Source organism: Thiocystis violascens DSM 198 (assembly GCF_000227745.2).
GTDB classification, from domain to species: domain Bacteria; phylum Pseudomonadota; class Gammaproteobacteria; order Chromatiales; family Chromatiaceae; genus Chromatium; species Chromatium violascens.
Genome location: NC_018012.1, coordinates 4518397 through 4532417 on the forward strand (window position 1 = coordinate 4518397; position 14021 = coordinate 4532417).

General features: G+C 62.2%; 14 protein-coding genes and 1 pseudogene. 8 read left to right on the forward strand and 7 right to left on the reverse strand.

What is annotated here, in order from left to right; genetic code table 11:
• Positions 1-18 precede the first annotated feature (18 nt).
• Positions 19-921 (reverse strand): phosphoribosylaminoimidazolesuccinocarboxamide synthase, encoded by a 903-nt coding sequence (locus THIVI_RS20050; protein ID WP_014780352.1) that lies wholly within the window; start codon positions 919-921, stop codon positions 19-21.
• 239 nt (positions 922-1160) lie between these two features.
• Between THIVI_RS20050 and THIVI_RS20055 the strand changes: the two genes are divergently transcribed.
• From THIVI_RS20055 to mltB, 3 genes are all read left to right on the forward strand, one after another.
• A complete protein-coding gene (locus THIVI_RS20055) occupies positions 1161-1601 on the forward strand; it encodes a hypothetical protein (RefSeq protein ID WP_014780353.1) in 441 nt (146 codons plus the stop codon).
• Positions 1602-1731: 130 nt separating this feature from the next.
• Complete coding sequence (locus tag THIVI_RS20060) at positions 1732-2118, forward strand: RidA family protein (protein ID WP_014780354.1); 387 nt, start codon at positions 1732-1734, stop codon at positions 2116-2118.
• Between the two features lie 232 nt (positions 2119-2350).
• Positions 2351-3439: a lytic murein transglycosylase B gene (gene mltB / locus THIVI_RS20065; RefSeq protein WP_014780355.1), complete on the forward strand. Its 1089-nt coding sequence runs from the start codon at positions 2351-2353 to the stop codon at positions 3437-3439.
• A 31-nt stretch (positions 3440-3470) separates the two neighbouring features.
• On the opposite strand, the gene THIVI_RS20070 is transcribed toward mltB, so the two are convergent.
• Positions 3471-3887, reverse strand: coding sequence for a secondary thiamine-phosphate synthase enzyme YjbQ (locus tag THIVI_RS20070; protein ID WP_014780356.1), 417 nt, complete (start codon positions 3885-3887; stop codon positions 3471-3473).
• An 88-nt stretch (positions 3888-3975) separates the two neighbouring features.
• On the opposite strand from THIVI_RS20070, the gene recG reads away from it, so the two are divergent.
• From recG to THIVI_RS26370, 4 genes and pseudogenes are all read left to right on the forward strand, one after another.
• Positions 3976-6087: an ATP-dependent DNA helicase RecG gene (gene recG, locus THIVI_RS20075; protein WP_014780357.1), complete on the forward strand. Its 2112-nt coding sequence runs from the start codon at positions 3976-3978 to the stop codon at positions 6085-6087.
• A gap of 313 nt (positions 6088-6400) precedes the next feature.
• On the forward strand, positions 6401-7303 hold the full coding sequence (gene ubiA, locus THIVI_RS20080; protein WP_014780358.1) for a 4-hydroxybenzoate octaprenyltransferase: 903 nt from the start codon (positions 6401-6403) through the stop codon (positions 7301-7303).
• Between the two features lie 96 nt (positions 7304-7399).
• Positions 7400-8020, forward strand: coding sequence for a thiol:disulfide interchange protein DsbA/DsbL (locus THIVI_RS20085; protein WP_014780359.1), 621 nt, complete (start codon positions 7400-7402; stop codon positions 8018-8020).
• A 27-nt stretch (positions 8021-8047) separates the two neighbouring features.
• A pseudogene (locus THIVI_RS26370) lies at positions 8048-8369 on the forward strand (Uma2 family endonuclease); the annotation flags it as partial.
• A gap of 111 nt (positions 8370-8480) precedes the next feature.
• Here THIVI_RS26370 and THIVI_RS20090 read toward each other — a convergent pair.
• Genes THIVI_RS20090 through THIVI_RS20100 form a run of 3 tightly spaced genes read right to left on the reverse strand, consistent with a single transcriptional unit; the run spans position 8481 to position 10684 of the window.
• On the reverse strand, positions 8481-8978 hold the full coding sequence (locus tag THIVI_RS20090; RefSeq protein WP_014780360.1) for a hypothetical protein: 498 nt from the start codon (positions 8976-8978) through the stop codon (positions 8481-8483).
• 15 nt (positions 8979-8993) lie between these two features.
• Positions 8994-10283 carry a hypothetical protein gene (locus THIVI_RS20095; RefSeq protein ID WP_014780361.1) on the reverse strand — a complete coding sequence of 430 codons (1290 nt, stop codon included), beginning with the start codon at positions 10281-10283 and terminating at the stop codon, positions 8994-8996.
• A complete protein-coding gene (locus THIVI_RS20100) occupies positions 10280-10684 on the reverse strand; it encodes a hypothetical protein (protein WP_014780362.1) in 405 nt (134 codons plus the stop codon). Before THIVI_RS20100 ends, THIVI_RS20095 begins: the two co-directional genes overlap by 4 nt.
• Positions 10685-10827: 143 nt before the next feature.
• On the opposite strand from THIVI_RS20100, the gene THIVI_RS24100 reads away from it, so the two are divergent.
• On the forward strand, positions 10828-11550 hold the full coding sequence (locus THIVI_RS24100; protein ID WP_014776653.1) for an IS1 family transposase: 723 nt from the start codon (positions 10828-10830) through the stop codon (positions 11548-11550).
• On the opposite strand, the gene THIVI_RS20105 is transcribed toward THIVI_RS24100, so the two are convergent.
• Together THIVI_RS20105 and THIVI_RS20110 are read right to left on the reverse strand one after the other, a co-directional pair.
• Positions 11530-12891, reverse strand: coding sequence for a hypothetical protein (locus THIVI_RS20105; protein ID WP_052315076.1), 1362 nt, complete (start codon positions 12889-12891; stop codon positions 11530-11532). The two genes, THIVI_RS24100 and THIVI_RS20105, sit on opposite strands and share 21 nt — an antisense overlap.
• A gap of 19 nt (positions 12892-12910) precedes the next feature.
• Positions 12911-14008, reverse strand: coding sequence for a response regulator (locus tag THIVI_RS20110; RefSeq protein ID WP_014780364.1), 1098 nt, complete (start codon positions 14006-14008; stop codon positions 12911-12913).
• Between the last annotated feature and the right edge of the window lie 13 nt (positions 14009-14021).

Consider the following 14021-nt stretch of genomic DNA (forward strand, 5'->3'; position numbering starts at 1 on the left):
TGGCTGCCCGCGAGTTGCTCAAGGTTGCATGACTCCGCGCTCCTGAGTCAACCGTTGTTCGGCCTCCCGATATTTGGCCGCGGTGCGGTCGATGATGGCCTGGGGCAGTTCCGGTCCGGGCGGGCTTTTGTCCCAATCCAGCGTCTCCAGATGATCGCGTACGAATTGTTTGTCGAAACTGGGCGGGCTGGTTCCCGGACTGTATTGATCCGCCGGCCAGAAGCGCGACGAATCGGGCGTCAGCAGTTCGTCGATCAACTGTAACCGACCCTGTTCGTCGAGACCGAACTCGAATTTGGTGTCGGCGATGATGATACCGCGCGCGCGCGCATAGGCGGCGCAGTCGGTGTAGATGGCCAGACTGACGGCACGCACCTGCTCGGCCAGTTCGAGTCCCAGCAGCTTGACGGTATGGTCGAAATCCACGTTCTCGTCATGGGCGCCCAATTCGGCCTTGGTCGAGGGGGTGTAGATGGCCTCGGGGAGCCGATCCGCCAGACGCAGCCCGCGCGGGAGCGCGATGCCGCAGACCGTGCCGGTGCGCTGGTAGTCCTTCCAGCCGGAGCCGATCAGATAGCCGCGCACGATGGCCTCCACCGGCAGGGGCGTGAGACGGCGAACCACCATGGCGCGCTCGCCGAGTTGGGCGAGTTCGGCGGGATCGGTGACGACGGCCGCGACCGGGACGTGCGCGAGGTGGTTCGGGATCAGATGGGCGGTGCGCGCGAACCAGAAATTCGAGACGCGAGTGAGGACTTCGCCCTTGCCGGGGATCGGCTGCGGCAGTACCACGTCGAAGGCGGACAGACGGTCGCTGGCGACGACCAGCAGATGATCGACGCCGACCTGATAGAGATCGCGGACTTTCCCGCGCGCGATCAGCGGCAGACTGGACAGATTGGATTGGTAGAGTGCGGGCATGATGGTTGATTCCGGATCGACAAGGCTGAGATTATATCGGCTTAAACCGCGTCCATGACGGTCTGCGTCGTTTCGAGCGGTCAATTCGGTTGGCACTCATCTGTGGCGTCGAAGTCGACGCGGTTTAAATGTCAAATCAAGCTGCGTCGACGCTGGCGCGCATGGATTCGGATGAGGTTAAGTCGATGCAAAACAGAGTGCGCAACAGGGTGGCTCGGGATTGCCAGGAGCCTGCTGCGATGACCGCGGATGCGTCCGATCCCTTCCTTGCCGCCTTCCGCGGAAGCTTCACCTCGGCGCTGCGCTGGCACCAGCTCGACGCGCTGTGGGAACGGTTGCGGGAGCGGGCCGACGCTGGCTGGTATCTCTATGCCGTGGGCGAACCGCCGCCGACGCAAACAGCGAATGGCGAACAGGTCATAACCTTTCTCGCCGGGATGGAAAGGCTACTGCGCGCCGAGCATCGGGAGGCGCACTGCGGCATCGTCTATGCCGACGATCTCCACTGCCCCAGCTTCGTGAAGATCTACGATCCGCACGATCTGGGCGTGTCCTGCGGTTACAGCAACGCCCCGCCCCTGCCCGGCTGGGTGATGAGTTTGCTGCCGCCGTGCGATCTGCCGGCGAGCCGGACATTGCCGAAAAACCGTCAGCGCTGGTGGCGCCGACTGTTTGGCTGATTGCCGCTTGCGTCGATGTTCCTGGTTTTACCAAATTCACCGACCACCGACCACCGACCACCGACCACCGACCACCGACCACCGACCACCGACCACCGACCACTGCCACCCCCCCCCCAGGAGCCAAGCCATGACCCGACACATCATCCATACCGATCAGGCGCCACGGGCCATCGGAACCTATTCTCAGGCGGTGCGGGTCGGGGAGACGGTCTATCTGTCCGGCCAGATTCCCTTGGTGCCGGAGACCATGGAACTGGTCGAGGGCGACATGGAGACGCAGATTCGACGGGTCTTCGACAATCTGCGCGCGGTGGCCCATGCCGCGAACGGGCGTCTGGCGGATGTCGTGAAGCTCAATGTCTTTCTGACCGACCTGGGCCATTTCCCGTTGGTCAATCAGGTGATGGCCGAGTATTTCGAGGAACCTTATCCCGCCCGCGCGGCGATCGGGGTCGCGGCCTTGCCCAAGGGCGCGGAGGTCGAGATGGACGCCGTGATGGTGCTGGGCGATTGAAGGATACCGAAATGAGCCGCGGTGTCCCTGAAGCCTTTCGTGGTTCGAGGGCCTCACCACGAACGGCTTCAGGGACACCACGAACGGCTTCGGGGGCACCACGAACGGCTTCGGGAGGCGGCGAATGTCAAGCCATACTGAGAATTGCTGATAAAAGATCGGGTTGATTTGCGATCCTCAAAATCTGCTTTACTATGGTTGTCCAACCCACCAATTTTTCCGAAAATATGTCATGCGCTTCCCGTTTCTCGCATTCGCCGTCCTCGCCTTGATCCTGCTCGCGGGCTGTGGCTCCAAAGCGCCAAGGGATCCCGCTCCCACCGGTTACGGTTCGCCGACGCTGCAACGCGCCGCGGCCGTGAGCGGCGATTTCGCGAGCGTCTCCGGCGTGGATCGCTTTATCCGACGGATGGAGCAGCATGGCTTCAGTCCGGCCGAGACGGCCAGGATCATCTCCGGCGCGCAACGTCAGCAGTCGATCATCGATCTGATGAATCGCCAGGCGCCGAGCAAAAGCACGGGGCCGAATGGGGCCTGGAGCCGCTACCGAGCGAAGTTTCTGACCGAGGATTCGATCGCCAACGGTGCCGCGTTCTGGCGGCGTCATGAATCGGCGCTTGCCCGGGCCGAGTCCCGCTATGGCGTACCGCCCGAATACGTGGTCGCCATCATTGGGATCGAAACCCGTTTCGGCGGCTTTGTCGGTAAGACCCGCATCATCGACGCGCTGGCGACGCTCGCCTTCGCCTATCCCCGTCGCGCCGATTATTTTGCCGGCGAGTTGGAGTCCTTTTTGATCATGACCCGCGACGAGGGGATCAGTCCCTTCCAGCCGCGCGGCTCCTTTGCCGGGGCGATGGGATTGGGTCAGTTCATGCCATCGAGTTTCCATCGTTACGCGGTGGATTTCACCGGCGACGGCCATCGCGATCTCTGGCATCCCGAGGATGCCGTCGGCAGCGTGGCCAATTATTTTAAGGGACACGGCTGGCGCGCGGGCGAACCGGTCGCGGCGCGGGCGCGGGTCGTATCCGGGGCCAATGCCGGTCTGATGAAGACGGGTTTCGATACCCGCTATGGCGTCAAGGATCTGGCCGGACGCGGCATTGTTCCTGCCGGATCGCTGGGCGGTGCCGGTCAGGTCAGTCTGCTCCAACTGGATGCCAAGGGCGGTTACGAATACTGGCTGGGGCTGCCGAATTTTTATGTCATCACCCGTTACAACCACAGCACCTATTACGCCATGGCCGTGCATCAGTTGGCCCAGGCGATCCGGGAGCGCAAGGTCGGGGCGGGCGGGGTGCGGTTGTCGGCGAACTGAAGTTAAGGGGCAAGGGACAAGGCGCGCTGGGTTACTCGCCGCTGAGGGTGAGCGTGAGGCGGCGCTGATGGCCGCGGGTACGGTGTTCGTACAGATAGATCCCTTGCCAGGTGCCGAGGTCGCAGGCGCCGTCGCGGATCGGAACGGTCAGGTCCATGTTGGTCAGAATCGCGCGCAGATGGGCCGGCATGTCGTCCGGTCCTTCGTCCGTATGATCGAACAGCCGGTCGCCGTCCGGAACCAGCCGCGCCAGGAAGGCTTCGAGATCCCGGCGGACGCTGGGATCGGCATTCTCGCACAGCACGAGCGAGGCACTGGTGTGATGCACGAAGAGATGACAGAGACCGAACTGGAGGCCGGAGGCGCGCGCCTGCCGCTGAACCTCGCGCGTGATGTCGTAGGTGCCGCGTCCCTCGGTGCGGATGGAGAAGCTGTGTTGAATCATCATCGGGAACGTCCTCGGAACGCTGTCGGGCGGGGTTCGCTCGACACCAGAGACTTCAGTCCGAACGCAGTGTAGACCAGGCACGATCCACGTGACACTTATCGCCCCAGGTCGTTCGTCCGGGTTCCAGTCGCTGGAGCGGATTCCGGTCACGCATCTGAAACGGGTCGGTCCGCGCATCGCCGAGCGGCTCGCCCGGCTTGGCATCCGCACGGTGCAGGATCTGCTGTTTCATCTGCCGGTGCGCTATCAGGATCGCACCCGGCTGCTGCCCATCGGCGAATTGATCGTCGGGGAAGACGCCTTGATCGAGGGCGAGGTCAGCGAGGCGAACATCGCCTTCGGGCGTCGGCGCTCGCTCAAGGTCTGGCTCGCCGACGGCGCCTCCGCTGGCGTCCTGCTGCGCTTCTTCCATTTCTCGCCGCAACAGGTGGCGGCGTTCAAGCCGGGCGCCCGGGTGCGTTGTTATGGCGAGGTGCGACAGGGACATGACTCGCTGGAGATGGTGCATCCCGAGTGTCGCTTCCAGAACGAGATCGCGACGGAGACCGAATCGCGCCTGACCCCCATCTATCCCTCCACCGAGGGGCTGCAGCAGTCGGCCTGGCGCGGATTGATCGAACAGGCGCTGGGCTGGCTTGCACACCTGCCGCCAGCCGAATATCTGCCCGAGGAGACGCTGGATCCTCTGGCGCTGCCCGGTCTGGTCGAGGCGCTGCGCTATTTGCATCATCCCCCGCTGGGAACCAGTCTGGTCGACATCCTGGAGCGGCGGCACCCGGCGTTCCTGCGTCTGGCCTTTGAGGAACTGGTGGCGCATCAGGTCAGTCTGCGGCGGATGCGCGCGTCGCAGGGCACGATTGCCGCGCCGGTGCTCGCCGGCGATGGCGGACTGCGCCAGCGGTTGCGCGCGGCCCTGCCCTTCCAACTCACCGAGGCGCAGGAGCGGGTGGCGACCGAGATCGCGGCGGATCTGCTCCAGGATCGGCCGATGCAGCGGTTGCTTCAGGGCGACGTGGGCGCGGGTAAGACCGTGGTGGCGGCGCTCGCGGCCCTGCAATCGATCGAAGCGGGTTGTCAGGCCGCGCTGATGGCGCCGACCGAACTGCTTTCCGAACAACATCACCGCAGCCTGACCGCCTGGCTGACGCCGCTGGGCGTCGAATCGCTCTGGCTCGCCGGTCGGCACAAGGGGCGCGAGCGGGCGGAATTGCTGGAGTCCATCGCCTCCGGGCGGGCGCGGTTGGTGGTCGGCACGCACGCGCTCTTTCAGGATGAGGTCACCTTTCGGGATCTGGGTCTGGTGATCATCGACGAACAGCATCGCTTCGGTGTCCACCAGCGCATGAAACTGCGGGAGAAGGGTGGCCGGAATGGCGGCGCGCCGCATCAGCTCATCATGACCGCGACCCCGATTCCGCGTTCGCTGGCGATGACGCTCTATGCCGATCTGGACCTTTCGGTCATCGACACCCTGCCGCCGGGTCGCACGCCCATCGTCACGGTCGCGGTTCCGGACAGCCGTCGCGACGACGTCATCGAGCGGGTGCGGATGGCCTGCGGCCAGGGGCGTCAGACCTATTGGGTCTGCACCCTGATCGACGAATCCGAGGCGCTGGAATGTCAGGCGGCCGAGGAGACGGCGCGCCAGTTGGGCGAGCGTCTGCCGGGGGTGCGGATCGGACTGGTGCACGGTCGTCTCAAGTCGGCGGACCGCGATGCGGTGATGGTTGGATTTGCCGGCGGCGAGCTGGATTTGCTGGTCGCGACCACCGTGATCGAGGTCGGCGTGGATGTCGCGAACGCAAGCCTGATGATCATCGAAAACCCGGAGCGACTGGGGTTGTCGCAACTCCACCAGTTGCGCGGGCGAGTCGGACGCGGGGCGGTCGAGAGTCACTGTCTGCTGCTCTACCATGCGCCGCTGTCAGCGGTGGCGCGCGAGCGTCTCGGCATCATCCGCGCCACCGCGAGCGGTTTCGAGATCGCCGAGCGGGATCTGGCGCTACGCGGCGCGGGCGAGGTCTTGGGTACCCGCCAGACCGGGACGGTCCAGTTCCGGGTCGCCGATCCGGTGCGCGACCAGGCATTGGTTACGCCGGCGCAGCGGGCGGCGGATCTCATCCTGGCGCGTTATCCGGATGCGGTCGAACCGCTGGTCGCGCGCTGGATGGGGAATCGCGAGGCGTATGGGCAGGTTTGATTCAGTGGTCAGTTGGCAGGCATTGTGGCGTCCTGAAAAATTTCTGAGTGCACGCGATGCCGCATGAACGCATCCTTCCTTGAGATCGTTTTGGACGCGAGCCTTCCCGCCGCACTCCGCGGGCAGTATGCCAAATCGGTATCTGTTGAATATCTTTAAGGTAGACTTCGATCATGAACGAACCGCCAGGAGCGATGCCAGCATGGCGAAAGACGTCCAAATGCCAATCAAGATGGAATTGGCCTGATCCAAAAGCGTCGGAGCTGACGCAGTTTGGATCGTTCATTCGCTATCGTTATGTAAGACCCATGATATGAGCTTTCCCGAAGTCAAAATCGGTCAGACCCGCCCGCTTGCTTGGCGCGAACGTCTCTACCGCTATCTCGTGCTGGTACGTTTGCATCGCCCCATCGGCATCTTTCTGCTGATGTGGCCCGCGCTTTGGGCACTCTGGTTGGCGGGCGAGGGTCGTCCGCCCTGGTTCGTGGTGCTGATCTTCGTCCTGGGGGTGGTGCTGATGCGCTCGGCGGGTTGCGCGATCAATGACTTCGCCGACCGCAAGGTCGATGGGCAGGTGGCGCGCACCCGGCAGCGACCCCTGGCGACAGGGGAGGTGACGCCGGCGGAGGCGGTGGCAGTGTTCCTGCTCCTGAGTCTGCTGGCCTTCGGTCTGGTGCTCCAGTTGAACTGGCAGACCGTGGCGCTGTCGGTGGTGGCCCTGCTGCTGACCTTCATCTATCCCTTCATGAAACGCGTCACGCATATTCCGCAGTTGTTTCTTGGCGCGGCCTTCGGCTGGGCGATTCCCATGGCCTTCACGGCGGTCACGGGTCAGGTTCCCGGTTACGCCTGGGTGTTGTTCGTCGCGACCCTGATCTGGGCATTGATCTACGATACGCAGTACGCGATGGTCGATCGCGAGGACGATCTGAAAATTGGCATCAAGTCGACGGCCATCCTCTTCGGTCGCTGGGACCGGCTGGCGATCGGTCTGTTGCAGATCCTGTTGATCGGTTTGCTGCTCTGGATCGGTTCGACGGTTGGCCGGGGGATGTTTTTTATCGGAGGGCTCGTTGCCGCCGCCGCGCTGGCGGTCTATCAGCAGGTCTTGATCCGCGAGCGCGAGCCCGCGGCCTGTTTCCGGGCGTTTCTGAACAACAATTATGTTGGCATGGCGATCTTCATCGGCCTGGTGCTGGACTATGCCTGGAGTTGAGGATTCCCAACCGCTTTTTCAGGCGATGTCCGGGAACATCCATCCCCAAGCCTAAAATCGCCTTTACTCACCACACTGTTACTTGGGAGCGTTGCGATGTTCGGCCAATCAATCATTCGGATTCTGTTCGGCCTCCTGCTGACCGCGCAAGCGAACGCCTTCGACGAGGGCTTCGACTATGCTCGTCTCGCGCAGGCACAGCCGACGCAAACCGGCGACAAGGTGGAGGTGCTGGAGGTCTTCATGTACGGCTGTCCCCACTGCCGCAATCTCGAACCGGCCCTGGTTGAATGGTTGAAAACCCTGCCCGAGGGTGCCGCATTCCGTCGCATGCCCGCGACCGGCTGGCGCTGGGTTCCGCAAGCCCGCGCCCATTACGCGGCCCGTTCGCTGGGCAAGCTCGACGTCTTCCACCCCGCGCTCTTCGATGCCATCCACGCGCAGAAGCGGCTGATCCAGACCGAGGACGAACTGGTCGCCTTCGCGGCGGAACTCGGTATGGATGCGACGAAATTCAGGGCGGCCTACAACTCACCCGAAGTTCAAAGTCAGGTCAGTCAGGACGAGACGATGGTGAGGAGCTATGGCGTCGAGAATGTCCCCACGCTGATCGTCAACGGCAAATATCGCGTCAGTCTCACGCAGGCCGGAGGGCATGCGCATCTCTTCGAGGTGCTCGATGCGCTCCTGGCTCAGGAGCTTGGCAAGGGGTCGTAACCCGATAGGCTATGCTGTTGTCGTCAGGAGATCTTCTACTATCCCGATCTGCTCCTAAGCTGCGACCCGGACGATCGCGAGACCTACTACTGCACCCGGCCCTGTCTGCTGGTCGAGGTGCTGTCGGAGTCCACCGCGCGCATCGACCGGCGCGAAAAATTCCTGGCCTATCAAACTCTCCCCAGTCTGCGGGAGTATCTGCTGATCGATCAGAGCGCGCGCGGTCGAGGTCTATCGACGCGAGCGGGGATGGCGGCGGGAGATCGTCACAGAGGGTTCGATCCCGCTCGACTGTCTCGATGTCGAACTGTCCCTGGACACGATCTACGAGGACGTCGTCACGCTTTGATCCCCGTAGGAGCCCGCTTGCGGGCGACAGGTGGGCGCACGGAGGGTATCTTGGCGTGTCACGTCGCCCGCAAGCGGGCTCCTACGGGTAGGATCTTTCACGGAAATCGCCTTATGCCTTCGGATTCGGAAAACGCTCGACCACCCAATGGGGCAATTTGGCCTGATTGGCGTGATAGAGCGCGTCGGATTCGATCATGACCAGCACCAGGATCGTCGCCATGACCGGTAGGATGCCGATGCCCGCGACCAGCGCCCAGACCGCTTCCTTCATCATCCCGCCATAGGTATAACCGGCCCAGCCCAGGGCGACCGCCAGCAGCAGGAGGCCGAGCATGAGCATGAAGAGACGGCTGCGGCGCGCGCAGATCTGCCAGTGACACATCACATACCAGGAATCGTGCTGGAGGGCACGGCGCGCGCGCCAGAGCGTGAAGCCGAGGATGCCAAACGAGATCGCCGGGATCAGCGCCATGATCCAGGGATAGCTCCCGGCGAGGCCGCCAAGACCCACGGTCAGCAGAATGTGGTTGCCGATCAGATTGGTCAGAAAGAGTTCATGGGGCACGTTGGCCCGTTTGATCTCGTCGTGCGTGACATCGAAGCGCATAGGGGTTGAACGATCTCAGAAGGTGACATTGTAGGAGAGCGAAAAGACGTTGACCTGCCGCCCGCCGCTGTCTTCGTCCGCGGGCGGGTCGAGGAAACTGGAGACGGCGCCGGTTTGCGTATGCAGCCATTCGGCCTTGAGTTTACTGGTGGGCGAGAGGCTGTAGGAAGTGCCGATGGCGACCGAATACTGGTCGAAGGCGCCATGGAGATCGGCCCCCGTGCGCTGTGAGGCATTGATTGCCGCCGCCCCTGGGATGAAGTCCGGTACGCGGTTGTCGTTCACGGCTGTGTAGAGACCCAGCGCATCCGCCTGGGTACGCATGCCCGCCCAATAGACGTAGGGCGTCCAGCGCCCGACGCGCTTGAGCAGGGCCAGGTAGCCGGCACTAGTATCCGGCCCCATGGTGGCGTTGGTGATCCGGCGTCGGCCATATTCGCCGACGAGCCGGACATCGTGGGGCAAGGCGATCTCGGCGCCCAGCGTCAACACATAGATGATCAGCCTGTCCACGGTCGGGACGGGAGGTCCGGGCATCGCGCTGTCGAGCTTGTAATAACCGATACCGGGCGCGATGGGCACGAAGGGATAGGTGGCCGGAAGCGGTCCGTAATCCGATTCGAGATCGCTGCGGTGCAGACCGGCACGCCAGATGTTCTCGCCATCGCGCAGCGACAGCACGAGTCCGGCCAGATCCATGTCCACGCCGATGTAAAGCGGCCCGTCGGGTAAGTCCGGTGGTATGTCCTCGCGCAGAAAGTAGCGCCAGTCGCTGTGCGCACGTCCCGCATAGCCTTCCAGGGTCCATTCGCGCTCGCCGTCGAGCCAGGTTCGGGCGACCGACAGACCCTTGACATCGGTCGTCGGGATGAGTGAATAAAGCTCGGTTGGCAGGCGGGCGAACTCGAACGTGGTGCCCACGTCGCTGTTGGCCGAATAGAGCATCAGCGGCAGGCGCAGCTTGCCGGCGCGCAGCAGCAGGTCGTTATCCGGACGCCAGGAGAGAAAGGCCCAACTCAGGGTCGGCTCCCAACCGGTATCGCTGTGGGTCGAGGGCGCGGCCTTGGCCTGGAGCGTCAGGCTCCAGGCGTCGGCGAGTTGGGCGTCCAACTGGAGACCGAACAGCGAATCGCGATTCAGGGTGCCGTGGTCGTCGATGTAACGCTGATAGACGAAATCCTGATCGGAGATCGCGGCACCGAGGGTGGCGAAGCCGGACAACTGGACCTCGGCGCGCAGCGTGCACGGCAGGGCGAAGACCAGCGCGACCAGGCAGGCGCGCCAGCGTTGAAGAACAGGGATCATGGCGCTTTCCGCAGGAGAATCCGGACATCGGGCGTCAGTTCGGTCTCGTCGACATAGCCGATCGCCCCGGCGGTCTTGGCGATGAAGCGGCTCACCTCCTCGGAACTGCTCAATTCACGTGGCGGGGTGCCCTTGCCCACGTAGCGCCGCACGGTCCAGTAGCCGGTATATTTGTCCTCGTCCTGTCCCAGATAGTCGCGCAGGAAACGCGCGCGCAACTCGCTGCCAGGCGACAGATTGACCGGCGTGACCCGCACGCCGTCCACCTCGACGACCTTGCCGGTATAGATGCGTTGCAGGGTGGTCGAATCGAGCGGTGGCAGGCCGGGGTGGCCGATGATGGCGGTGTCCGCCAGGACGGGGAGAGCAGAGCAGAGCAGGAAGGCCAGTGGGATTCGCATGTCATTCCACTCAGAACGTCACGCTGTAGGAAAGGGAGAAGACATTGATCTGGCGTCTACCGCTGTCTTCGCTGGCGGGGGCGTTCACAAAGCGGTAGTGCCCCAATCTATAGGATCTAAAATCTGACTGGATTTATTCAAACATGAATCACTGCCCAACTTGCAACACCACCAAGATCGTGAAGAATGGATTTAATGCAACCGGAAAGCAAAACCATCTTTGTCGGGAATGTGGCCGTCAATTCGTGATTGACCCCTTAGTTTCAGCGATTTCTGAAGAGACCAAATCGCTGATCGATCGACTGCTTCTTGAACGGATTGCGCTTGCTGGTATCGCGCGTGTTGCAAATGTCTCTGAATCCTGGTTGCAAATCTATGTCAATCAAAAATACGAGGGCGTTCCGCGCCAATTAAACGTGCCAAAGTTGTCTGATTTTCGACTGGTTGTCGAGTGCGACGAACTGTGGTCATTTGTTTTGAAAAAAGATGAAAAACAATGGGTTTGGATCGCGAAAGATCGTGACTCTGGATATGTTGTCGGACTTTATATCGGATCTCGTGGCATTAAGGGTGCGCAAGGATTATGGAATTCATTGCCACGCGATTATCAAGAATTGGCCGATTTCTACACCGATTTTTGGGAAGCTTATCAATCCGTTTTTCCAGAATTCCGTCATTACGCTGTCGGTAAGGAATCGGGAAAGACAAATCATATCGAACGATACAACTGCACACTCAGGCAACGTATTTCCAGGCTCGTACGAAAAGCACTTTCTTTCTCAAAAAAGCTTGAGAACCATATTGGAGCTATTTGGCATTTTGTCCATCATTATAATAGCACTCTCTCAGTTAAAGCTCATTCGTGAAATCATATAGAGAAGGGCACTACCCACAAAGCTGGACAGAACTCCGGTGCGGGTGTGTAGCCATTCGGCCTTGAGTTTGCTGGTGGGCGACAGGCTGTAGGAGGCGCCGATGGCCCAGGATTGCTGGTCGAAGGGACCGAGCATGTCCGCTCCCGCGCGTTGCGTGGCATTGATGGCTGCTGCGCCGGGGATAACGTCCGGCACTCGGTTGCGGTTGAGCGCATCTCCGAAATCCAGTGCCGGCGGGCGCGAACGGATACCGGCCCAGTAGACATAGGGGGTCCAGCGCCCGATGCGCTTGAGTAGCGACAGATACGCCGCGTGCGTGTTGGGGCCGGCAATGCTGGCGTTGTCGACGCGACGCTGTCCGTATTCGCCAACGAGTCGGATATCCTGGGGCAGCGTCATCTCAACGCCCAGTGTTAGCAAATAGATGATGTACTTGTCGACGAACGACACGCCCGGTCCGGGCATTTCGTTTGCGACTTGGTAGTAACCGATGTCGGTTCCGGGAACCAGGGTGACGAAGGGGAATTTGCGCGGGACCGGGCCTTGATCGGCCTCGGCATCGGTGCGGTGCAGACCGATCCGCCAGAGATTTTCCCGCTCGCGTCGCGACAGCGTCAGGCCGCCCATGAGGAAATCGTAGCCGAGGAAGGAGACTCCGGCCGGAAAAAGGGGTTCCATGTTGTCGCGCAGATAATAGCGCCACTCGGTGTGCGTCTTGCCCAGATATCCTTCCAGTGTCCACTCGTGCGAGTCGTCGAGCCAGGTTCGGGCAAATGACAGTCCGTTAAGATCCGTGGTCGGCAGGAGCGAATAGACCTCGGTCGGCAACCGGGCGAACTCGAAGGTGACACCCACGTCGCTGTTGGCCGAATACAGCATCAGCGGTAGGCGCAGACGACCGGCGCGCAGCAACAGATCGTTGTCCGGCCGCCAGGAGAGAAAGGCCCAGCTTAGGGTCGGTTCCCAGGCGTTTTCGTCATGCGTCGATGGAGCGGCCTTGGCCTGGAGCGTTAGGCCCCAGGCGTCGGCGAGTTGGATGTCCAACTGGAGACCGATCAGCGAATCGCGATTCAGCGTGCCTCCGTCGTCGATGAAACGCTGGTAGACGAAATCCTGGTCGGAGATGGCGGCTCCCAGGGTGCCAAAGCCGGAAATCCGCACCTCGGCATGGGCCACGAGCGGGGCGAGCAGAACCAGCGTAGCGAGGCTGACGAGCCAGTGGCGCGCGTTGCGGTTCCTGTGCATGCACGGGATGGTTGGCATGCATCCGCCGGTTGCGCCGACGACTCCGGCCCCGGTCCGCGTTGTGATGGCAAGGTCGGTCATGTTCATGTCATGTTCATGATTGGGGTCATCGATCCGCCAACGTCTCTGCAATTTCCGCAAACTCGCTCTCCAGGGCCATGAAGGCATCCACCACATCCGGGTCGAAATGGCGGCCCCGCCCCTCTTCGATGAGGTTCAGGGTCGCGGCATGCGTGAAGGGGCGTTTGTAGGGACGGGACGAACGCAGCGCGTCATACACATCGGCGACCGCCATGAGGCGCGCGGCCAGCGGGATCGCCGCGCCGCTGAGTCCGTCCGGATAGCCGCTGCCGTCCCAGCGTTCGTGATGGTGACGGGTGATCTGGGAGGCGTAGAACAACTGCGGGTGGTCGTGTCCCATGGACTGACGCGCCTGCTCCAGGATCTCGAAGCCGCGCAGCGAGTGCGTCTTCATGATCTCGAATTCATCGCTGTTCAGTTGCGCGGGTTTGAGCAGGATATGATCGGGGATGGCGATCTTGCCGATGTCGTGCAGCGGTGCCGCCTGGGCCATCTGGTCCACCGTCGCGGGGGTCAACTCCTCGGGATACAACCCCTGGCGCATCATCCAGTCGCCGAGCATGCGAACGTATTCCTGGGTGCGGCGGATATGGTTGCCGGTCTCCTCGTCGCGGAATTCGGCCATGGACACCATAACATGGATGGCGGAGGACTGGAGTTGCAGTACCTGGTTGACCTGACGCGCCACTTCCTGCTGGAGCCAGGCGCTCTGGTCTTCCATGAAATCCTGCCAGCGCTTGATCTGGAGATGGGTCTTGATCCGCGCTAGCACGATGGGCGGCGTCACGGGCTTGTGGATGTAATCCACCGCGCCGACCTCGAAGCCGAGCCGCTCGTCCTCCACGTCCATGGCGGCGGTGACGAAGATCACCGGGATGCGCGCGGTTTCAGGGTTGGCCTTGAGCCGCCGGCAAACCTCGAAACCGTTCATGCCGGGCATCATGACATCGCACAGCAGCAGGTCGGGCGGCGCGGCGGTGGCCAGATCGAGCGCACGCTGACCGTGATTGGCCAGTTTCACCCGGTAGTCGTCCTTGAGGATCTGACCGAGCAGGCTCAGGTTGGCTGGGGTATCGTCCACCACCAGGATGGTGGGTCGCTCCAGTTCTAAGGGCGCCATCATCGAATCCATGTCC